This is a genomic window from Roseomonas sp. OT10, from assembly GCF_020991085.1.
In the GTDB taxonomy this organism is placed as follows: Bacteria; Pseudomonadota; Alphaproteobacteria; order Acetobacterales; family Acetobacteraceae; genus Roseomonas; species Roseomonas cutis.
In genome coordinates this window covers 4,162,407-4,182,027 of sequence record NZ_CP087719.1, presented here as the reverse complement: position 1 = coordinate 4,182,027, position 19,621 = coordinate 4,162,407, and the positions used below count along the sequence as shown (strand labels likewise).

Annotated in this window: 21 protein-coding genes; 14 read left to right on the top strand and 7 right to left on the bottom strand. The window is 72.3% G+C overall.

Going from position 1 to position 19,621, the window contains the following annotated elements; genetic code table 11:
* Nucleotides 1-3 precede the first annotated feature (3 nt).
* The 5 genes from LPC08_RS19020 (at nt 4) to LPC08_RS19000 (ending at nt 5,338) form a co-directional block, all read left to right on the top strand.
* A complete protein-coding gene (locus LPC08_RS19020) occupies nt 4-651 on the top strand; it encodes a trimeric intracellular cation channel family protein (RefSeq protein ID WP_230449805.1) in 648 nt (215 codons plus the stop codon).
* A 526-nt stretch (nt 652-1,177) separates the two neighbouring features.
* Nucleotides 1,178-2,209, top strand: coding sequence for an ABC transporter ATP-binding protein (locus tag LPC08_RS19015; RefSeq protein WP_230449804.1), 1,032 nt, complete (start codon nt 1,178-1,180; stop codon nt 2,207-2,209).
* A complete protein-coding gene (locus LPC08_RS19010) occupies nt 2,206-3,477 on the top strand; it encodes an ABC transporter substrate-binding protein (RefSeq protein WP_230449803.1) in 1,272 nt (423 codons plus the stop codon). The genes LPC08_RS19015 and LPC08_RS19010 overlap by 4 nt, the downstream gene beginning before the upstream one ends.
* Before the next feature lie 8 nt (nt 3,478-3,485).
* The gene (locus tag LPC08_RS19005) at nt 3,486-4,427 is read left to right on the top strand and encodes an ABC transporter permease (RefSeq protein WP_230449802.1); all 942 of its coding nucleotides are present in this window, start codon (nt 3,486-3,488) and stop codon (nt 4,425-4,427) included.
* A gap of 14 nt (nt 4,428-4,441) precedes the next feature.
* Entirely contained in the window at nt 4,442-5,338 is an 897-nt protein-coding gene (locus LPC08_RS19000; protein WP_230449801.1) for an ABC transporter permease, read from the top strand.
* 550 nt (nt 5,339-5,888) lie between these two features.
* Here LPC08_RS19000 and acs read toward each other — a convergent pair.
* Nucleotides 5,889-7,826, bottom strand: coding sequence for an acetate--CoA ligase (gene acs / locus LPC08_RS18995; protein ID WP_230449800.1), 1,938 nt, complete (start codon nt 7,824-7,826; stop codon nt 5,889-5,891).
* Nucleotides 7,827-7,995: 169 nt separating this feature from the next.
* On the bottom strand, nt 7,996-9,693 hold the full coding sequence (locus LPC08_RS18990) for an L-lactate permease (protein WP_230449799.1): 1,698 nt from the start codon (nt 9,691-9,693) through the stop codon (nt 7,996-7,998).
* Between the two features lie 375 nt (nt 9,694-10,068).
* Between LPC08_RS18990 and LPC08_RS18985 the strand changes: the two genes are divergently transcribed.
* Nucleotides 10,069-10,887: an FCD domain-containing protein gene (locus LPC08_RS18985; RefSeq protein ID WP_230449798.1), complete on the top strand. Its 819-nt coding sequence runs from the start codon at nt 10,069-10,071 to the stop codon at nt 10,885-10,887.
* On the opposite strand, the gene LPC08_RS18980 is transcribed toward LPC08_RS18985, so the two are convergent.
* From LPC08_RS18980 to LPC08_RS18965, 4 genes are all read right to left on the bottom strand, one after another.
* On the bottom strand, nt 10,881-11,177 hold the full coding sequence (locus LPC08_RS18980; RefSeq protein ID WP_230449797.1) for a hypothetical protein: 297 nt from the start codon (nt 11,175-11,177) through the stop codon (nt 10,881-10,883). The two genes, LPC08_RS18985 and LPC08_RS18980, sit on opposite strands and share 7 nt — an antisense overlap.
* A gap of 690 nt (nt 11,178-11,867) precedes the next feature.
* Complete coding sequence (locus LPC08_RS18975) at nt 11,868-12,215, bottom strand: Rieske (2Fe-2S) protein (RefSeq protein WP_230449796.1); 348 nt, start codon at nt 12,213-12,215, stop codon at nt 11,868-11,870.
* Entirely contained in the window at nt 12,212-12,625 is a 414-nt protein-coding gene (locus tag LPC08_RS18970; protein ID WP_230449795.1) for an EVE domain-containing protein, read from the bottom strand. The genes LPC08_RS18975 and LPC08_RS18970 overlap by 4 nt, the downstream gene beginning before the upstream one ends.
* A 5-nt stretch (nt 12,626-12,630) precedes the next feature.
* Nucleotides 12,631-12,924, bottom strand: coding sequence for a YciI family protein (locus LPC08_RS18965; protein WP_230449794.1), 294 nt, complete (start codon nt 12,922-12,924; stop codon nt 12,631-12,633).
* An 84-nt stretch (nt 12,925-13,008) separates the two neighbouring features.
* Between LPC08_RS18965 and ccmC the strand changes: the two genes are divergently transcribed.
* The 7 genes from ccmC (at nt 13,009) to ccmI (ending at nt 18,308) form a co-directional block, all read left to right on the top strand.
* Nucleotides 13,009-13,800: a heme ABC transporter permease CcmC gene (gene ccmC, locus LPC08_RS18960; protein ID WP_230449793.1), complete on the top strand. Its 792-nt coding sequence runs from the start codon at nt 13,009-13,011 to the stop codon at nt 13,798-13,800.
* Nucleotides 13,797-13,931: a heme exporter protein CcmD gene (gene ccmD / locus LPC08_RS18955; RefSeq protein ID WP_230449792.1), complete on the top strand. Its 135-nt coding sequence runs from the start codon at nt 13,797-13,799 to the stop codon at nt 13,929-13,931. Before ccmC ends, ccmD begins: the two co-directional genes overlap by 4 nt.
* A 2-nt stretch (nt 13,932-13,933) precedes the next feature.
* Nucleotides 13,934-14,443 carry a cytochrome c maturation protein CcmE gene (ccmE, locus tag LPC08_RS18950; protein WP_230453114.1) on the top strand — a complete coding sequence of 170 codons (510 nt, stop codon included), beginning with the start codon at nt 13,934-13,936 and terminating at the stop codon, nt 14,441-14,443.
* Nucleotides 14,444-14,522: 79 nt separating this feature from the next.
* The gene (locus LPC08_RS18945; protein WP_230449791.1) at nt 14,523-16,493 is read left to right on the top strand and encodes a heme lyase CcmF/NrfE family subunit; all 1,971 of its coding nucleotides are present in this window, start codon (nt 14,523-14,525) and stop codon (nt 16,491-16,493) included.
* Complete coding sequence (locus LPC08_RS18940; RefSeq protein WP_230449790.1) at nt 16,490-17,068, top strand: DsbE family thiol:disulfide interchange protein; 579 nt, start codon at nt 16,490-16,492, stop codon at nt 17,066-17,068. The genes LPC08_RS18945 and LPC08_RS18940 overlap by 4 nt, the downstream gene beginning before the upstream one ends.
* A complete protein-coding gene (locus LPC08_RS18935) occupies nt 17,065-17,520 on the top strand; it encodes a cytochrome c-type biogenesis protein (RefSeq protein WP_230449789.1) in 456 nt (151 codons plus the stop codon). Before LPC08_RS18940 ends, LPC08_RS18935 begins: the two co-directional genes overlap by 4 nt.
* Complete coding sequence (gene ccmI, locus LPC08_RS18930; RefSeq protein WP_230449788.1) at nt 17,517-18,308, top strand: c-type cytochrome biogenesis protein CcmI; 792 nt, start codon at nt 17,517-17,519, stop codon at nt 18,306-18,308. Before LPC08_RS18935 ends, ccmI begins: the two co-directional genes overlap by 4 nt.
* Nucleotides 18,309-18,313: 5 nt before the next feature.
* Here ccmI and LPC08_RS18925 read toward each other — a convergent pair whose 3' ends face one another.
* Nucleotides 18,314-18,850, bottom strand: coding sequence for a CHAP domain-containing protein (locus LPC08_RS18925; protein WP_230449787.1), 537 nt, complete (start codon nt 18,848-18,850; stop codon nt 18,314-18,316).
* A gap of 192 nt (nt 18,851-19,042) precedes the next feature.
* On the opposite strand from LPC08_RS18925, the gene LPC08_RS18920 reads away from it, so the two are divergent.
* Nucleotides 19,043-19,588 (top strand): carboxymuconolactone decarboxylase family protein, encoded by a 546-nt coding sequence (locus tag LPC08_RS18920; protein WP_230449786.1) that lies wholly within the window; start codon nt 19,043-19,045, stop codon nt 19,586-19,588.
* Nucleotides 19,589-19,621: the final 33 nt, after the last annotated feature.

The window sequence follows — 19,621 nt, the reverse complement described above, 5'->3', positions numbered from 1 at the left end:
GCCTTGCCGCTGGATACGCTGCTCGCCGCCCTGTCCTGGGCGGCGGTGGCGGTCCTGGCCGTGGCCGGGGCCCTGACCGCGTCGCGCAAGCAGCTCGACCCGGTGGGCTTCATCCTGGTCGCCTGCGTCACCGCCTTCGGTGGCGGAAGCCTCCGCGACCTGCTGCTCGGCAAGCCGGTCTTCTGGCTTGAGACGCCGGGGACGGTGGCCCTGGCTTCGGCCCTGGCCCTGCTGGTCTTCTTCACCGCCCATCGGCTGGAGCGACGCTTCACCCCGCTTCTCTGGGCCGATGCCGTGGGCCTCGCCCTCTTCGCCGTCCTCGGGGCAGAGGCGGCGCACCATAAGGGCGCCAGCCCCTGGGCCTGTATCCTGCTGGGCATGGTGACCGCCACCTTCGGCAGGGCACTGCGCGACGTGCTGTGCCAGGAACTGCCGCTGATCCTGCGCCGCGAGATCTATGCCACCGCCGCGGCCCTGGGTGCGGGAATCTTCATCGGCCTCACCGAACTCGGCCTGCCGCGCGGGACCGCCCTCCTCGCCGGGGCCGCCGCCTGCTTCAGCCTGCGCGCCACGGCCATCCTCCGCGGCTGGTCGCTGCCGACCTACAACGCCCGGCCGGGCCGCAACTATCCGGATCGACCCCGGAACTGAGACCCGCGACGGGATGACCCGGCGTACTGCCGTGTTCCGGCGGTGGACCGGGAGGGGACGCCGTCCCCTCCCAGACCCTCCCCTGCCGGGGCCACAAGCGGGCCCCGGACCCCGCTGGGAGTTGGTTCTACGCGGTGGGCGTCAGTCTGCGGGCTGGACCCTGACGGAGCGCGGACAGGCGGGACTTTGAAAAAGCTTCAGAAGGCGTCAGCGAGGGCGGCGGCCGTACCCGCCGAGGAGCATGGCTCCTCGGCGCTGTGACCCCGTGTCCGGCTGTCCCGCGGCAGCGCTGACCGGGTCCAGGGCCCGCAGGGTCCTGGCGGAGTGGGGGTATCGGGGGCGAGGCAGAGCCTTGCCCCCGGGGAACGGGCAACCACGCTGGCACGGATCAAGGCATCCCGCCGCCCGTATGAGGGGAGGCTGCGGGAAGGGGCACCCGCAGGCCGGATTCCGTGGCGCATGGCACGTGTCTTGCTCCATCCTGCGACGGCTCGGAGGCTTCGGGTCAGGGCGGAAAAGGAAGCCGATGCACGGCGCGGGCGTCGAACTCGTCAAGGTGACCAAGCGCTACGGCCAGGCCGTGGCGGTGGACGGCATCGACCTTCGCATCCCCGCCGGCAGCTACTGCTGCCTGCTTGGCCCCTCCGGCTGCGGCAAGTCCACCACGCTGCGCATGATCGCGGGCCATGAGTCCATCACCGAGGGGGACGTGCTGATCGGGCCGCGCAACGTCGGCGGGCTGCCGCCGGCGGGCCGCGGCACGGCGATGATGTTCCAGTCCTATGCCCTGTTCCCGCATCTCGACTGCCTGGACAACGTCGCCTTCGGCCTGCGCATGCGCGGCGTGGGCAAGGCGGAGCGTCACGAGCGGGCACGGAAGATGCTCGCCCTGGTCCACATGGAATCCTATGCCTCCCGCCTGCCGGCGCAGCTCTCGGGCGGGCAGCAGCAGCGCGTGGCCCTGGCCCGCGCCCTGGTGACGGAGCCCTCCGTGCTGCTGCTGGACGAGCCGCTCTCGGCGCTCGACCCCTTCCTGCGGGTGCGGGTGCGGGCGGAGCTGAAGCGGCTGCACCAGGAGCTGGGCATCACCTTCATCCACGTCACCCACAGCCAGGAGGAGGCGATGGCGCTCTCCGACCTCGCCGTGGTGATGAATGCGGGCCACATCGAGCAGGCGGACCATCCCCGGATCGTCTTCTCGCGCCCCGCCACCGCCTTCGTCGCGCGCTTCATCGGCGCGCACAACGTCATCGCCCTCCCGGACGGCGGCAGCGTCGCCGTTCGCTCTGACCGGCTGCTGGTCTCGCACGCCGCGTCCGGGGAGCCGGGCCTCGCGGCACGGGTGGCGATGGTGGAATACCAGGGGACCTACGTGCAGCTCCGCCTGGAGGTGCCGGGCCGCCCCGACCTGATCGCCGTGCTGGCGGACGACGTCTTCGACGCCGCCCCGCTGGCCGAGGGCGACGCGGTGACCGTCGGCTGGAGCCCGGCCGACGCGCACCCCGTGCGTGACACGACCATGGCGGCGCCGGTGAGCGTCGCGGAGGAGGCCGTATGAACGACAAGACCAACGCCACCCGGCGCGGGCTGCTAAAGGGCGCCGCGGGGCTCGGCGCGGCCGTGGCCGCCGGGCGGCTCGCCGCCCCGGCCGTGCACGCGCAGGAGCCGGTGACGCTGCGCTACCTGGGCACGGCGGTGAACCAGAGCGCCGAGATCGCTGCCAAGGTGAAGCAGGACCTGGGCATCACCATCGAGTACATCCCCGTGGTGACGGACGACGTCATCCGTCGCGCGGTGACCCAGCCCAACACCTTTGACCTGCTGGACATGGAGTACTTCTCCGCCAAGCGCGTCCTGCCCTCCGGCAACATCCAGGGCATCGAGGCGAAGCGGATCAAGGAGTTCGACAACATCACCCCCGTCTTCACGCGCGGCACCATCGCGGGGAAGACCATCGGCGACCAGGGCACCGCGCCGAAGAAGGTGCAGTTCCTGACGGGGAAGAACTCCAAGGAGTTCGCCTCCTCGCCCACCGAGTGGATGACGCTGATCCCGACCACCTACAACGCGGACACGCTGGGCATCCGCCCCGACCTGATCGGCCGGCCGATCAACTCCTGGGCGGAGCTGCTGAACCCGCAGTTCAAGGGCAAGGCATCCATCCTGAACATCCCCTCGATCGGGATCATGGACGCGGCGATGGTCGTGGAGGCCACCGGGCAGTACAAGTACCCGGACAAGGGCAACATGACCCGGGCCGAGATCGACAAGACCATGGCGATCCTGACGGACGCCAAGAAGGCCGGCCAGTTCCGCGCCTTCTGGTCCGACTTCAACGAGAGCGTGAACCTGATGGCCTCGGGCGAGACGGTCATCCAGTCGATGTGGTCGCCCGCCGTGACCAAGGTGCGCAGCCAGGGCGTGCCCTGCATCTACCAGCCGCTGAAGGAGGGCTACCGCGCGTGGGCCTCGGGCTTCGGCATGCCGCGCACGCTGGAGGGCCGCAAGCTCGACGCCGCCTACGACTTCATCAACTGGTTCCTCTCCGGCTGGGCCGGCGCCTTCCTCAACCGCCAGGGCTACTACTCCGCCGTGCTGACCACGGCGAAGGCGAACATGGCGCCCTACGAATGGGCCTTCTGGATGGAGGGCAAGCCGGCCGAGCAGGACATCAAGGCGCCCGACGGCTCGCTGCTGGAGAAGGCGGGCACCACGCGCGACGGCGGCTCCTACGAGGACCGCATGGGCGCGGTGGCCTGCTGGAACGCGGTGATGGATGAGAACACCTACCTCATCCGCAAGTGGAACGAGTTCATCGCCGCCTGAGGTCTGAAATGGACATCCACCCCGGCTCGGCCGGAACGGTCGCGGCCGGGGTGGGTGCCCCGGTTGCCAGGTCCGCGGCGCCCCGGCGCCGCACCGGGCTGTGGCAGGCGCTGCCCTTCGCCGCCGTCTTCCTGGTCTTCTTCGTCGTGCCGCTGGCGCTGACGGTGATGGTCTCCTTCTGGGAGTACACCGAGTATTCCATCAACCCGGCCTTCACCCTGGACAACTACCGCGAGGTCTTCGACGGCTGCCTGGCGAAGCTGCCCGACCTCTGCGTCACCTTCGCGACCTACCTCTCGACGCTGCGCTTCAGCCTGATCGTCTGGGCGATCACCCTCGTGCTGGGCTTCGCCATCGCCTACTTCCTGTCCTTCCACATCCGCTCGACCACGGTGCAGATGGCGCTGTTCCTGGTCTGCACGGTGCCGTTCTGGACCTCCAACGTGATCCGCATGATCGCCTGGATCCCGCTGCTGGGCCGCAACGGGCTGGTCAACCAGACGCTGCAGGCGCTGGGCGTGACGAGCGGCCCGCTGGACTGGCTGCTCTATTCCGAGTTCTCGGTCACGCTCGCCTTCGTCCACCTCTACACGCTGTTCATGATGGTGCCGATCTTCAACTCCATGGCGCGCATCGACCGCTCGCTGATCGAGGCGGCGCGCGACGGCGGCGCCAGCGGCTGGCAGACGCTGTGGAGCGTGATCGTGCCGCTGTGCAAGCCGGGCATCGTCATCGGCTCGATCTTCGTGCTGACCATCGTGATGGGCGATTTCGTGACGGTGGGCATCATGGGCGGGCAGCAGATCGCGTCCGTCGGCAAGGTGATCCAGGTGCAGATGAGCTACCTGCAATTTCCCATCGCCGCCGCGAACGCCGTGGTGCTGCTGGGCATCGTGCTGATGATGATCTGGGCGCTGACGCGCCTCGTCGACATCCGGCGGGAGCTGTGACGTGAGCCGTTCCCATGAATAAGCATGGCGAGAGGCGCCCCGCCGCCTTCTGGTGGCTGGCAGCGCTGTTCACCCTCTTCGTGCTGTTCCTCTACGGCCCGATCCTGACGATCATGGTCCTCAGCTTCCAGGGCCCCTCGGGCGGGCTGACCTTCCCGATGAACGGCGTCTCCACCTACTGGTTCTCCCGCCTGTGGCAGGGGGTGGGGGTGGTGGACATCTGGGCCGCCTTCGGCCGCTCCTTCCGCCTCGGGGTGGTGGTGATGCTGCTGACCGTCGCCTTCGCCCTGCCGGCGGGCCTCGCCTTCCGCAAGCGCTTCCCCGGCCAGTCCGCGCTGTTCTACGTCACCATCGCCAGCCTGATCGTGCCCTCCATCGTCGTCTCGCTGGGCATCGGGCTGGAGTTCCGGCTGATCGATGACGCGATCAAGGCGCTGGCCGAGAGCACCGGCTGGGGCTTCCTGAAGGGCTACGAGACGGCGGCCGGGCTCTACACCTCCGCGCTGGGCGCGCACCTGACCTGGACGCTGCCCTTCGGCCTGCTGATCCTCTTCGCCGTCTTCAACCGCTTCAACCCCGCCTATGAGGAGGCGGCGCGCGACCTGGGCGCCAACCCCGGCGGAGTCCTGCGCCACGTGGTCATCCCGATCATCGCCCCTTCCCTGGTCGGCGTGGCGCTGTTCGGCTTCACCCTGTCCTGGGACGAGGTGGCGCGCACCAGCCAGGCGATCGGCGGCCGCAACACCCTGCCGCTGGAACTGCAAGGGCTGACCACGACGGTGACGACGCCGGAGATCTACGCCCTCGGCACGGTCACCACGGGCATGTCGCTGCTGGTGATCGGCGTGGCGCTGGGCTCCATGTTGCTGATCCAGCGGCGGCGCGCGCAACGCATGGCGCCGAAAGGCTGACGCGGATCGCCGCAAGGCAGCCTGTTCCGCGCCGCCCCTTGTCGCTTGTCCGGTAGCGTCGGACCGGGGGGAGGCGCTGCCTCCCCCTCGGACCCCCCTCCGCCGGGGCCACAAGCGGGCCCCGGTCCCCGCTGGGAGTCTGGCTCTCCGTGGTGAGCGTCAGCCTCCGGGCTCAGCCCTGACGGAACGTGGACAGGTGGAACTCTGAAAAAAGCTTTCAGAGGGCGTCAGCGAGTGCGGCGACCGGTCCCGCCGAGGAGCATGACTCCTCGGCGCCTCGACCCCGTCGCAGGCTGTCCCGCGGCAGCGCCGATCGGGTCCAGGGCCCGCAGGGTCCTGGCGGAGTGGGGGTATCGGGGGCGAGGCGGAGCCTTGCCCCCGGGGAGTGGGCGCAACGGCCAACACGGGGCAGCCCGGCGCGCCGCCCGCATCATCGGTGCTCCAGGCAGCAGGAACGCGCCGTGTATCGTGCTTGGCTAGGGCGGCGAGGGTCGCACAGTGCCACCCGCCCTGGCGTGACGAAGGGCTGACCGGGAACGTCCCGGCCGGGTCACGTTGTGACCCGTGTTTCGATGAGGTCCTGGACGACGGTGGGGTCGGCGAGGGTGGAGGTATCGCCCAGGCCGTCGACCTCGTTGGCGGCGATCTTGCGCAGGATGCGGCGCATGATCTTGCCCGAGCGGGTCTTGGGCAGGCCCGGCGCCCAGTGGATGGCGTCGGGCGCGGCGAAGGGCCCGATCTCCTTGCGCACCCAGGCGACGAGCTCCTTGCGCAGCGCCTCGGTGGGCTCCTCCTGGGCGATCAGCGTGACATAGGCGTAGATGCCCTGGCCCTTGATGTCGTGCGGCATGCCGACCACCGCGGCCTCCGCCACCTTGGCGTGGGCGACCAGCGCGCTCTCGATCTCGGCCGTGCCCATGCGGTGGCCGGAGACGTTGATCACGTCGTCCACCCGGCCGGTGATCCAGTAGTAGCCGTCCGCGTCGCGCCGCGCGCCGTCGCCGGTGAAGTAGGTGCCGGGGAAGGTGGAGAAGTAGGTCTGCACGAAGCGCTCGTGGTCGCGGAAGACCGTGCGCATCTGCCCGGGCCAGCTGTCGGTGATGACGAGGTTGCCCTCGGTCGCGCCCTCCAGCCGCTTGCCCTCGCCGTCCACCAGCGCCGGCTGCACGCCGGGCAGCGGCAGGGTGGCGGAGCCGGGCTTCTGCGCCACCGCCCCGGGCAGCGGCGAGATCAGGATGCCGCCCGTCTCCGTCTGCCACCAGGTGTCGACGACGGGGCAGCGCTCGTCGCCCACGACGCGGTAGTACCACAGCCAGGCTTCCGGGTTGATCGGCTCGCCCACGCTGCCCAGGATGCGCAGCGACTTGCGCGAGGCCTTCTTCACCGGCGCCTCGCCGTCGCGCATCAGGGCGCGGATGGCGGTCGGCGCGGTGTAGAAGATGTTCACCTGGTGCTTGTCGATCACCTGCCAGAAGCGGCCGTTGTCCGGCCAGGACGGCACCCCCTCGAAGACCAGGCTGGTCGCGCCGTTGGCGAGCGGGCCGTAGACGATGTAGGTGTGCCCCGTCACCCAGCCCACGTCGGCGGTGCACCAGTAGACCTCGCCGGGGCGGTAGTCGAAGACCGTCTCGTGCGTGAAGCTGGCCCAGACCATGTAGCCGCCGGTGGTGTGCAGCACGCCCTTCGGCTTGCCGGTGGAGCCGGAGGTGTAGAGGATGAACAGCGGGTCCTCCGCGTTCATCCGCTCCGGCTCGCAGACCGGCTCGGCCGCCGCGCAGAGCGCCTCCCAGGAATGGTCGCGCCCCTCCTGCATCGCGACCTCGCCGCCGGTGTTGGCGGCGACGATCACGTGGCGGATGGTCGGGCAGGTCTTCAGCGCCTCGTCCGCATTGGCCTTCAGCGGCACCTTGCGGCCGCCGCGCCGTCCCTCGTCGGCGGTCAGCAGCAGCACGCTCTCGCAATCCTGGATGCGGCTCGCCAGGCTCTCGGCCGAGAAGCCGCCGAAGACGACGGAATGGATCGCCCCGATCCGGGCGCAGGCGAGCATCGCCACCGCCGCCTCGACGATCATGGGCAGGTAGATCGTCACCCGGTCGCCCTTGCCGACGCCCAGGCCCCGCATGGCATTGGCCAGGCGGCAGACCTTCTCGTGCAGCTGGCGGTAGGTGACCCTGGCATCGCTCTTCGGGTCGTCGCCCTCCCAGATCAGCGCGACCTGCTCGCCGCGGCTCTCCAGGTGCCGGTCGAGGCAGGAGACGGAGGCGTTCAGCTCCCCGTCCTCGAACCACTTGATCGACACGTCGCCGGTGAAGCTGGTGTTCTTGATCCGGGTCGGCTCGCGCATCCAGGCAACGCGGCCCATCTCCTCCCGCCAGAACCCCTCCGGGTCCTCCCCCGCACGGCGCACCATCGCCTCGCGGACCTGCTCGTTCACGCGTGTCGTCCCAGCAATCTCGGGCTTGACGGCAATCAGCAGATCGTCAGCCATCCTCTCCCCCCTCCGGAACCCTGTTTGGTGAAGCTTGCCATGATCCGGCCGGATGTCAGCCGGGAGCGATGCATATTCCTGCGCTGGCCATCGCGATCGCGTGACGGCCGGCGCAGGCTTTGGCGGGGCGGGCGGCGTGCCCGCCCCCGGGTCTGGTCCCGCGGCGACGCTACAGCGCCATCAGGGTGAAGGGCCAGAGGTAGGCCTGCGCCATGATCAGCAGGCCGACCAGCACGGCCAGGGCGATGGAATGGAAGAAGACGTAGCGCAGGATGTCCTTCTCGTGCCCGTACCACTTGGTGGCGGTGGAGGCGACGACGATGCTCTGTGCGTCGATCATCTTGCCCATCACGCCGCCCGAGGAGTTGGCGGCGGCCATCAGCACCGGCGAGAGGCCGAGCTGCTGCGCCGTCACCTTCTGCAGCCCGCCAAACAGCACGTTGGAGGCGGTGTCGGAGCCGGTCAGCGCCACGCCCAGCCAGCCCAGCAGCGTGCCGAACAGCGGGTAGATCCAGCCGGTCTGCGCGAAGGCCAGGCCCAGCGTCGCATCCGTGCCGGAATAGCGGGTGACGAAGCCCAGCGAGAGCATCGCCGCGATGGTCAGCAGCGAGTAGCGGATCGCCCAGAAGGTGCGGCCATAGGCCCGGAGCAGGGCCACCGGCCCGTAGCCCATGACGAGGCCCGAGATCACCGCCGCCAGCAGGATGCCGGTGCCGGTCGCGGACATCAGGTTCAGGGCGTAGATCGCGGGCTCCGGATGCGCCTGGGCGACCACGGGCGGCACCTTCATGACCATGTTGTGCAGCCCGGCGACGGGGATGCGCCAGATCCACAGCCCGTCCAGCCAGGCCTTCATCTGCGGCACGCCCCAGGCGAAGACGCAGACGGTCAGGATCAGCCAGGGCAGCCAGGCGCGGAAGACCTGGCCGGAGGTGTAGGGGCCGCCGGGGCCTTCGACGGGCTTGGCGTCCATGTCCATCACCGCCGCGGCACCCAGGGAGCGCGCCGCCACCGGCACCGCATCCCTGTCGCGGGAGGTCGAGAGCCACAGCTCCTTCGGGTGCCAGATGCGCAGGAAGCCGGCGAGGCAGAGCATGGAGATGATCGCCGCCACCACGTCCACCAGCCAGGGGCCGTGGAAGTTGGAGACGAGAAACTGCGGGACGGCGAAGGAGACGCCCGTGACCAGCAGCGCCGGCCAGACCTGCAGCATGCCGCGCCAGCCGGCGAAGGCCACGATCAGCCAGAAGGGCACGATTAGCGAGAAGAAGGGCAGCTGGCGCCCGATCATGGCGGAGAGGTCGAGCAGGTCGAGGCCCGTCACCGCCGCGAGCGCGATCACCGGCGCGCCGAGCGCCCCGTAGGCGACCGGCGCGGTGTTGGCGATCAGCGACAGGCCGGAGGCCGCGAGCGGCGCGAAGCCCAGTCCGATCAGCATGGCGCCCGTCACCGCGACAGGGGTGCCGAAGCCGGCCGCGCCCTCGAAGAAGGCGCCGAAGGCGAAGGCGATGAAGAGAAGCTGCAGGCGCCGGTCCTGGGTGATGCCGGCGATGCTGTCGCGCAGGATGGCGAACTGCCCCTTCTCGTCCGTCAGCCGGTACAGGAAGATGACGTTGAGGATGATCCAGCCGATCGGCAGCAGGCCGTAGGCGGCGCCGTAGACCGCCGTCATCCCGGCCATCTCGCCCGGCATGCCGAAGCCGATGATGGCGATGGCGAGCGCTGCGACCAGGCCCAGTATGGCCGAGACATGCGCGCTGATGCCCAGCAGGCCGATGCAGCCGAGCAGCACCACGATCGGCACGGCGGCCAGCAGCGTGGAGAGCAGCATGCTCCCCATCGGGTCGTAGACCTGGGACCATGTCATGAGGCGGCGTGTCCTCTCCTGGGGGGTGATCGGCAGGCCGCGCGGGCGTGCCGGGGCGTCAGGCGTCGCGGCGGGTGGGCCGGCTGGCCCGCGGCGCCGGTCCGGGCGTTCCCGCCTCCACGGCGCGGCTGGCCGGAACGAAGGCCGCCGGGTTGGCGGCGCACGGGGTGCCAGGGTCCGGGGCCAGCATGCGGGATTCTCCTCCCTGTCCGGCAGGCGCGCCGAAGCCGCCATCGGGGACATGGGTCTTATCCATCTTTTTCGGTTGGTAATTTGTTTTGACCAAAGTGGTCAAGAAGGAAAAATATCGTTTCCGAACTTTTCTTCCTGGTCCACTGCCCTACCCTGTCCTTGGGAAGCGGACAGGAAACCAGCGTGCGGAAGGAACGAGTCAAGCCGGGGCGCGCCGCCGAGGCGGTGGCACGCCACATCGAACAGCTCGTGCGGGAGGGTGCGCTGCGCCCGGGAGAGCGACTGTTGCCGGAGCGCGAGCTGGCCGAACGTCTCGGCGTCTCGCGTCCCACCTTGCGGGAAGGCCTCCAGTCCCTGGAGCGGGACGGCTTCCTGGCCAGCCAGACGGGGAGCGGCACCCGTGTCGCGGCGCTGGGCACCAGCATCACCGACCCGCTGACGCGCCTCCTGGCCACGGACGGCGACGCCTCGGCCGGGGACTACCTGGAATTCCGCGCCATGATGGAGAGCTCTGCGGCGGCCCTGGCCGCCGAACGGGCGACGACGGTGGATCTGGCGGCCATCCACGCCTGCATGGAGCGAATCGATCGGGCGCATGGGCTGCAGGATCCGTCCGACGAGGCGGAGGCGGATGCCGACCTGCACATCGCGATCTACGAGGCCGCCCACAACCTCGTGCTGCTGCACGTGATGCGGGCCCTGTCGGGCATGCTGCGGGAGGGCGTCTTCTACAGCCGGGAGGCCCTCTACGCCCGGCCGGAGGTGCGGGAGCTGCTGCGGGACCAGCACCGGGCCATCAGCGAGGCCATCCTGGCCCGCGACGTGCCGTCCGCGCGCCTGGCGGCGGAGCGGCACATCCGCTTCACCCAGGGGGCGCTGCGGACGATCCGCGAGGCCGAGGCCCGGCTGCAGGTCTCACTGCGGCGGATAGGGGATGGCCGCATCGCCGCCGCGGACAGCCGCGACGGCGACGCGCCCCTCTCCCCCGACCCGGCTCAGTAGCGCGGCGGGCCCCAGGGGCGCGGCGGCGGCCGGTGCCAGTGCCGCGGCGGGGGCGGTGGACGGCGCCAGTGCGGCGGCGGTGGCCGGTGATAGTAGCCCCGCTGCCAGTGGGGCGGTGGCGGCGGCCGGTGCCAGCGCGGCGGTGGCGGCCGGTAATACTGCACCTCCTGCACCAGCCCCGGCGCGGCCTGGGGAGCCAGGGCCACCGGGCCCGCGGCCGCGGGGGCCATCGGGGCCAGCGGTCCACCCAGCAGGCCTGCCAGGACCGCGAGGCCAAGGAAGCGTCGCATCGGCTCCTCCTTCGGATCGCTTTCGATACCCCCACTCAACGCGAGAGGCTGGGCGAGGGCGCGGCCCGAATGCGGCAGGTCCGCGGCAAGGGGCCGAGGCACGAAAAGGTGACCCTGACCCTCGGACCGATGGCCGGATGACCCGTCGTGCTGTGGTGTTCGGGCGGCGGACCGGGAGGGGACGCCGTCCCCTCCCAGACCCTCCCCGGCCGGGGCCACAAGCGGGCCCCGGTCCCCGCTGGGAGTCTGGTGCTGTGCGGCTGTCGTCAGCCTGCGGGCTGATCCCAGACGGAGCGCGGACAAGCGGGACTCCAGAATAGTTTTGAAGGCGTCAGCGAGTGCTGCGGCCGGTCCCGCCGAGGAGCCATGCTCCTCGGCGCCTTGACCCCGTATCAGGCTGTCCCGCGGCAGCGCCCATCGGGTCCAGGGCCCGCAGGGTCCTGGCGGAGTGGGGGTATCGGGGGCGAGGCAGCGCCTTGCCCCCGGGGAACGGGCACCACGCCGGTACGGATCAAGGCTTCGCACCGACCGTATCAGGCGGGGCCGCGCTCCGCTGGTCGGTTGCGGCGGTCCGGGCCGGTTCCAGGGCGCCCTGGATCCTGGCGGACAGGGAGGCTGGGGAGGGGGCAGACCTTCCTCCGGGCCGCAGGCGCGACATCCGCCACAGGCCGGCGAATCGGGCCGTCCTCGTCAGAGACCGGCGTCGGCCGGGACGAGCACGTCGCCCCCGGCAATCCGTACGGGCACCGCCTCCAGCTCATCCCCGGCGCAGGGGCCGGCGACGCAGAACCCGTCCTCCACGCGGAAGCGGGCGCCATGCGCGGCGCAGACCAGATGCTCGCCACGGCCGTCCAGGAAGCGGTCTGGCAGTGCCTCCAGCGGCAGGCCCAGATGCGGGCAGGCGTTCACGTAGACCCGGACCTCGCCGTCCCGCCGCACCGCCACCAGCCCGGTGAAGCCGCCGGGGGCGGGGGGGAAGCCACGGGCGGCCCCCTCGGCCAGCTCGTCCAGGCGGCAGAGGCGGCGTTCGTCGCTCATCCCGTCCAGCCGGCCATCCCAGCCAGGATCGCCCAGTGCTCGTCCGAGACGGGCGAGACGGACAGGCGCGAGAGCCGCACCAGGGCGAGCCCGGCCAGGCGCGGCTCCGCCTTGATCGCGGCCAGCGTCACCGGGCGCGGCACCGGGCCCACGGCACGGACGTCGACGCAGACCCAGCGGCCGCTCTCGTCGGTGGGGTCGGGATAGGCCTCGCGGACCACCTCGACGACGCCCACGATCTCCTTGCCGATGTTGGAATGGTAGAAGAAGGCCCGGTCGCCCGCCTGCATGGCGCGCAGGTTGTTGGCGGCGGCGGCGTTGCGCACCCCCGTCCAGGGCTCGACGCCGTTGGCCACCTGCTGCTGCCAGGAGAAGGCGTCGGGCTCGCTCTTGACCAGCCAGCCCGCCATGCGCGTCAGCCGACCTTGGCGCCGTCCTTGTAGACGGTGCGGAAGGGGCTGACCGTGCTGCGCGCGAAGAGGCCGGCCTCGACATAGGGGTCGGCGGCGGCGAAGGCCCTGGCGGCCTCCAGGTCGGGCTTGTCCACGATCAGGACGCTGCCCTTGGGCTTGCCCTCCTCATCCAGCATGGGGCCGACCATGATCAGGTCCGCGACCTTCTCCTCCAGCCAGACCAGATGCTTCGGCCGCGCGGACATGCGCAGGTCGAAGGAACCGGGCTTGTCCTCGTTCAGGATGACGAACAGCATGCAGGCGAGTCTCCCCCACTCATGAGCGGGCGGCACTCAAGCCCGGATGAGGGCGCGCTTCAATCCTGCGCGGTCCGGGATTACATGGCGCGCGTGAGCGCCTCTTCCAGCCCGATCCGAGCCCCGCGCCCTGGCGGCTGGCACCGCTTCGCCAATCCGGGCCGCTTCCTGCGCCTGACCGACGGGCTGATGCCCTGGCTCTGGGCCGCGGCTGGCCTGACGCTGCTGCCCGCCATCGCCTGGGCGCTGCTCTGGTCGCCGCCCGACTGGCAGCAGGGCGAGACCGTGCGGATCATGTACGTCCATGTCCCGATGGCGTGGCTGGCAATGGGCGGCTACGCCCTGCTGGCCCTGGCCTCCGCCTCGGCCCTGATCTGGCGGCATCCGCTGGCCGATCTGGCGGCACGCGAGCTGTCCCCCCTGGGAGCCGCCGTGACGGGGCTCTGCCTGCTGACCGGCAGCCTGTGGGGCCGGCCGATGTGGGGCGCCTGGTGGGTCTGGGACGCGCGGCTGACCTCCGTGCTGGTGCTGTTCTTCTTCTGGATGGGGCACGCCACCCTGGTCCGCGCCTTCGAGGACGAGGAGCGCGGCGCCCGGATGGGGGCGATCCTGGCCCTGGCGGGGGCGGTGAACCTGCCCATCGTGAAGTTCTCGGTGGAGTGGTGGAACACGCTGCACCAGCCGGCCTCGGTCGCGCGGCTGGGGGCGCCGGGGCTGCACGTGGACATCCTCTACCCGCTGCTGGCCTGCACCGTCGGCTTAAGCCTGCTCTTCGCCGCGCTGCTGCTGTCGCGCACCCGCAGCGCGATCCTGGAGCGGCGGGTGCAGTCGCTGCGCCTGGCCCGCGCCCGGCGCCTGGACGCGGAGGCCGCATGAGCCCCCATCTCTGGTACGTCGCCCTGGCCTGGGGGGCGTCGGCGCTGGTGTTCGGCGGGCTGGTCCTGGCCACGCTGCTGCGCCAGCGTGCCGCCCGCCGTGACCTGGCCGAGCTGGAGGGGCATCCGTGAGCCTGTCGCGCAAGCAGCGGCGCATGTGGGTGGTGGGCCTCTGCCTGCTGGGGCTGGGCAGCGCCACGGGGCTGGCGCTGTCCGCCTTCCAGGACAACCTCGTCTTCTTCCGCTCGCCCAGCGACATCATGGCCGCCGATCCCGGGCCGGACCGCGCCTTCCGCCTGGGCGGGCTGGTCGAGGCCGGCAGCGTGGTGCGGGAGGTGACGGCGGATGGCCGGCCGGAGGCGCGCTTCCGCGTCACCGACGGGCCGGCCGCCATCCCCGTCACCTATGTCGGCGTGCTGCCGGACCTGTTCCGGGAGGGGCAGGGGGTGGTCACCCTGGGCAAGCTCGGCCGGGACGGGGTGTTCCAGGCCAGCGAGGTGCTGGCACGGCACGACGAGACCTACATGCCGCCCGAGGTGGCCGACGCGCTGAAGCGCAGCGGCCACTGGCAGCCGGAGGCCGGGGCGCCGCCGCCGGCGGCCTCCTGGAACACCCTCTCGGCCGAGCCGAAGCGCGGCGGCTGAGGGCAGCGGAGACGGTCATGGCGAGACGCTCGAACGGCGCCGGCGCGCCTGCCTGCCCGAAGCCCGGGCGGCGTCCGGCATGATCCCGGAGCTGGGGCACTTCGCCCTCGCCCTGGCCTGCGTGCTGGCCCTGGCGCAATCCGTCCTGCCGCTGGTGGGCGCGCAGCGTGGCGAGGCGCGGCTGATCGCCGCCGCCCCCGCCCTGGCGCTGGGCGGGCTGCTGGCCATCGCGGCGGCCTTCGGCGCGCTGCTGTGGTGCTTCGCGCAGAACGACACCTCGGTGGTGGGCGTGGTGCAGAACAGCCACTCCGCCAAGCCGCTGCTCTACAAGCTGTCCGGGGCCTGGGGGAACCACGAGGGCTCGATGATCCTCTGGGTGCTGATCCTGGGGCTGTGCAGCGGCGCGGTCGCGGTGTTCGGGCGCGACCTGCCGGGTGCGCTGCGGGCGCGGGTGCTGGCGGTGCTGGGCATGGTCAGCCTGGGCTTCCTGCTGTTCATCCTGGCGACCTCGAACCCCTTCGGCCGGGTCTGGCCGCCGCCGCCGGACGGCCGGGGGCTGAACCCGGTGCTGCAGGACCCGGGCCTCGCCTTCCACCCGCCCATCCTCTACGCCGGCTATGTCGGCTTCGCCGTCACCTTCGCCTTCGCCGTCGCGGCGCTGATCGAGGGCCGGGTGGACGCCGCCTGGGGCCGCTGGGTGCGGCCCTGGGCGCTGGCCGCCTGGGCCTTCCTGACGCTGGGCATCGCGCTGGGCTCCTGGTGGGCCTATTACGAGCTGGGCTGGGGCGGCTACTGGTTCTGGGACCCGGTGGAGAACGCCTCCCTCCTCCCCTGGCTGGCCGGCACGGCGCTGCTGCACACGGCGATCGTGGTGGAGAAGCGCGAGGCGCTGAAGATCTGGGCCGTCTTCCTGGCCATCCTCGCCTTCGGCCTGTCGCTGCTGGGCACCTTCCTGGTGCGCTCGGGCGTGCTGAACTCCGTCCACGCCTTCGCCAACGACCCGGCGCGCGGCGTCTTCATCCTGGCGCTGCTGGGCGCCTACCTGGGCGGGGCGCTGGCCCTCTTCGCCTGGCGGGCGCCGGCCATGGCCCCCGCCGGGCGCTTCGCGCCGCTCTCGCGCGAGGGCGCGCTGGTGCTGAACAACCTGCTGCTCTGCTCGATCGCGGCCGTGGTGCTGGTCGGCACGCTCTACCCGATGTTCGCGGACCTGGTGCTGGGGGCGAAGATCTCGGTCGGGCCGCCCTTCTTCAACAGCGCCCTGCTGCCGCTCTTCATCCCGCTGGTCGCCGCCACCGCCGCGGGGCCGCTGCTGGCCTGGAAGCGCGCCCGGCTCTGGCCGGTGCTGCAACGGCTGTGGTGGGCCGCGCTCCTCGCCGCCGGCGGCTTCCTGCTCTGCCTCGCCCTGCAGGGCCAGCGGCTCGGCCCGGCCCTGGGCTTCGCCGGCGCCCTCTGGCTCGTCGCCGGGGCCGCCGCGGACCTCGCCGGGCGGCTGGCGCTGTTCAGCCGGCCGCGCGGGGCGCTCGGCCGCGCCCGCTCCCTGCCGCGCTCCGCCTGGGGCGGGGCGATCGCCCATGCCGGGCTGGGCGTGACCCTGGCCGGCCTGGCCGGGATGGGGCTGGCGACCGACCGCCTCGTCGCCCTCAAGCCCGGCGGCAGCACCGCGCTCGCCGGCTACACCTGGCAGTTGACGGAGGTGCGGGACGTGGTCGGTCCCAACTGGACCAGCCGCCGCGCGACGCTGCTGGTCACCCGCGACGGCCGCCCGGTCGCCACGATGCAGCCCGAGCGCCGCTTCTTCCCCGTGGCGGGCATGAACACCACCGAGGCCGCCATCCACACCACCTGGCTCTCCGACCTCTATGCGGTGCTGGGCGAGGAGGGCGAGGGGCGCGCCGTCCTGCGCCTGCACCACAACCCGCTGGCGCCGTGGATCTGGCTGGGCGCGGTGGTGATGGCCCTGGGCGGCGGGCTCTCCCTCTCCGACCGCCGCACCCGCGTCGCCGCGCCGGGACGGAAGGCGGCGGCGAAGCCGGCGGCGGTGCCGGCATGAGTGGCGGCGAGGCGATGCCGCGCGGCCGCCGGGCGCTGCTGTTCCTGCCGCTGGGCCTGGCGGCCGGGGCGGGGATCGGGTTCTGGGCGATGCTGCGGGGGCTGCGGGACGGCTCCTACAACCCGACGGGCGTGCCGTCCGCTCTGATCGGCAAGCCGGCGCCGGGCTTCACCCTGACGCCGGTGGAGGGGGTGGAGCTGCCGCCTTTCCCCGCCGAGGCGCTACGCGGGCTGGAGCGGCCGGTGCTGGTGAACTTCTGGGCCTCCTGGTGCGTGCCCTGCGTGATCGAGCACCCGCAGCTGATGCAGCTGCAGCGCGAGGGGGTGCCGGTCTTCGGCATCAACTACAAGGACAAGCCGGCCGATGCCGCGTCCTTCCTGCGACGGCACGGCAACCCCTTCGCGCGGCTCGGCGCGGACGGGACGGGCCGGGTCGGCATCGACTGGGGAGTCTATGGCGTGCCGGAGACCTACCTGATCGACCGCGGCGGCATCATCCGCTGGCGCTGGGCCGGGCCGATCACGCCCGAGGTGGTCGCGCAGGACCTGCACCCCCTGTTGCGGCGCCACGCGTGATCCGGCTGGCCCTCGCGCTGCTGCTGCTGCTCGGCCCCGCCGCCTGGGGGATGAGCCGGCCGGAGGAGCTGCTGCCCGATCCGGCGCAGGAGGAGCGCGCGCGGGAGATCGGACGCGAGCTGCGCTGCATGGTCTGCCAGAACCAGTCCATCGAGGACAGCGACGCCGACCTGGCGCACCAGCTCCGCCTGATCGTGCGCGAGCAGGTGGCGGCCGGGCGCAGCGACGCCGAGGTGCGCGAGTACCTGCATGCCCGCTACGGCGATTTCGTGCTGCTGAAGCCGCCGCTGAACGCCGCCACCCTGCTGCTCTGGGCCACGCCGGCGATCGCGCTGCTGGGCGGGGTGGCGGCGGTGTGGTGGCTGCGCCGGCGCCCGGCCGCGCCGCTGCCGCCCCTGAACGCGGCGGAGCAGGCGCGCCTCGCCCGGCTGGAGGCGGGACGGGACACGTGACCTGGCTCCTGTTCCTGCTGCTGTCGGCGCTGTGCCTGGCGCCGCTGGGCCTGTCGCTGTGGCGCCCGGCCATCCCGCGTGGCCGGCACGAGGCGGACCTCGCCCTCTACCGGGCGCAGCGGGCGGAGCTGGACCAGCAGCTCGCCGAGGGCCGGCTCGAACCCGGCACCCACGCCAACGCCGTGCTGGAGGTGCAGCGCCGCATCCTCGCCGCGCCGCAGGAGGCGCCGGTGCGGGCCGGGCGAGGCGGGGCGGCGCTGGCCACGGCGCTGCTGCTGGTGCCGGCCGCGGCGCTGGGCGTCTACCTCTGGCACGGCTCGCCCGGCCTGCCCTCGGCCACGCTGGGCGAGCGGCGGGAGGCGGCGGCGCAGGAGGAGGCGCTGATCGCCCAGCTGCGTGGCCGGATCGAATCGCTCGACCCGGCCAGCCCGGCGGCTTGGCGGGGCTGGCTGCTGCTGGGCAATGCGGAGCGCTCGCGCGGCCGGCCGGAGGCGGCCCTCGCGGCCTGGGGCCGGGCCCTGTCCGGGCGCTTCGACCCGGCCCTGGCGGCGGACATGGCGGAGCTGGAGCTGGAGCAGGGCCGCGCGGCGCCGGCCGAAGCCTTGCTGCGCCGTGCGCTGGACGCCCAGCCCGGCGAGCCCCGGCTGCTCTTCCTGCTGGGCCTGGCCATGCAGCGCCAGGACCGCCCGGAGGAGGCGCGCCGCCTCTGGCAAGGGCTGCTGGAGGCGACGCCGCCCGGCGCGCCCTGGCGCGGCATGGTCGAGGAGCAGTTGCGCGGCCTGCCGTGAGGCGGTCAGCCCTGGCGGCCGGGGAGGCCGGCGGTCAGCAGGTCGTGGTGGACGAAGCCGTAGGTCGGGAAGACCGTGTTCCCCACCACCCCGGCGGGCGGGTACCAGACGCGCACCTGGGTCCAGTCGTTGCGCGGCGAGACGTCGAGCACCAGCTGGTCCCGCGCCACCAGCCCCTTGAGCCCGCCAGAGGCCCAGTTGGCGTGATCCACCCGGATCTCGCGCGGCGACACGACGCGGGAGACGACGGCGACATGCCCGTCGCGCAGCCGGCCGGCGCTGCGGAAGACCAGGACGCTGTCCACCCGGGGCGTGTTGCCCCGCGCATACCGGCCTGCCGCCGCATCCCACCACTGCCAGCCATCGCCGCGCAGGTCGATGCCGGAGCGGGCGCGGGCATAGGGGACGCAGGAGAGGGTGCCGCGGCCGGCCTCGTAGCCCATCGCCACGGGATCGAGCCGCGGTCCGGCGCAGGCCGCGAGCCCCAGCACCAGCACCAGACCCGACGCGGCGCGCCATGCCCCCTGCATCCGACCGACCATCCCCCATCCCGTGCGGCCGGGGCCCCCACCCCGTCCGGCACCGGCGGAGAGTAATGCGGGCCAGGGCGGTTCCGCGACCGGAAAGCGTCCGCGCCGGGGCAGGCGGTTGGCCACCCCGCCGAAACCGCCCTAGGCTGGGGCAGGCGTGACACGGCCCCGGCAGAGGGCCGCCCATCCGCCGGGAGGGAATGCTTGGCCCGAATCCCCTATGCCGACCCGGACCGGCCGGACCGCAGGCCGCTCGTCGAGCGGATCGTGCGCGAGCGTGGCGCGCTGCTGCACCTCTACGCCATGCTGCTGCACAGCGGCCCTGTGGCCGAGGGCTGGCTGCGCTTCCTCACCGCCATCCGCCACGAATGCGCGCTCCCCGGCGCGCTGCGCGAGATGGTCATCATGCGCATCGCCCACCTGAACGGCGCCCTCTACGAGGCGGAGCAGCACGCGCCGATCGCGCGGCGCGAGGGGCTGAGCGCGGCGCAGGTGGCGGCGCTGTCCGGCGACATCCCGGACGGTCTGTTCGATGCGCCGCAACGCGCCGTGCTGGCCTATTGCGACGCCATGACGCGCGAGATCCACGTGCCGCCGCCGGTCTTCGCGGCGGTGCGCGCCGTGCTGCCGGAGCGTGAGCTGGTGGAGCTGACGGCGACCATCGGCGCCTACAACATGGTCTCCCGCTTCCTGGAGGCTCTGGGCGTGGACGCGAAGGACCCGCTGCCGGGCGTGCCCCGCGGCCGCTGAGCAGGCGGAGCCGGGGCCGCCGGGTCGGGCCGC

Bases quoted from the DNA above. Each gene is read 5' to 3' on its own strand.
- LPC08_RS19015 (WP_230449804.1), top strand. From the start codon at position 1,178: ATGCACGGCGCGGGCGTCGAACTCGTCAAGGTGACCAAGCGCTACGGC.
- LPC08_RS19010 (WP_230449803.1), top strand. From the start codon at position 2,206: ATGAACGACAAGACCAACGCCACCCGGCGCGGGCTGCTAAAGGGCGCC.
- LPC08_RS19005 (WP_230449802.1), top strand. From the start codon at position 3,486: ATGGACATCCACCCCGGCTCGGCCGGAACGGTCGCGGCCGGGGTGGGT.
- LPC08_RS19000 (WP_230449801.1), top strand. From the start codon at position 4,442: ATGAATAAGCATGGCGAGAGGCGCCCCGCCGCCTTCTGGTGGCTGGCA.
- acs (WP_230449800.1), bottom strand. From the start codon at position 7,826: ATGGCTGACGATCTGCTGATTGCCGTCAAGCCCGAGATTGCTGGGACG.
- LPC08_RS18990 (WP_230449799.1), bottom strand. From the start codon at position 9,693: ATGACATGGTCCCAGGTCTACGACCCGATGGGGAGCATGCTGCTCTCC.
- LPC08_RS18980 (WP_230449797.1), bottom strand. From the start codon at position 11,177: ATGCGACGCTTCCTTGGCCTCGCGGTCCTGGCAGGCCTGCTGGGTGGA.
- LPC08_RS18975 (WP_230449796.1), bottom strand. From the start codon at position 12,215: ATGAGCGACGAACGCCGCCTCTGCCGCCTGGACGAGCTGGCCGAGGGG.
- LPC08_RS18970 (WP_230449795.1), bottom strand. From the start codon at position 12,625: ATGGCGGGCTGGCTGGTCAAGAGCGAGCCCGACGCCTTCTCCTGGCAG.
- LPC08_RS18965 (WP_230449794.1), bottom strand. From the start codon at position 12,924: ATGCTGTTCGTCATCCTGAACGAGGACAAGCCCGGTTCCTTCGACCTG.
- ccmC (WP_230449793.1), top strand. From the start codon at position 13,009: ATGGCGCGCGTGAGCGCCTCTTCCAGCCCGATCCGAGCCCCGCGCCCT.
- ccmD (WP_230449792.1), top strand. From the start codon at position 13,797: ATGAGCCCCCATCTCTGGTACGTCGCCCTGGCCTGGGGGGCGTCGGCG.
- LPC08_RS18945 (WP_230449791.1), top strand. From the start codon at position 14,523: ATGATCCCGGAGCTGGGGCACTTCGCCCTCGCCCTGGCCTGCGTGCTG.
- LPC08_RS18940 (WP_230449790.1), top strand. From the start codon at position 16,490: ATGAGTGGCGGCGAGGCGATGCCGCGCGGCCGCCGGGCGCTGCTGTTC.
- LPC08_RS18925 (WP_230449787.1), bottom strand. From the start codon at position 18,850: ATGGTCGGTCGGATGCAGGGGGCATGGCGCGCCGCGTCGGGTCTGGTG.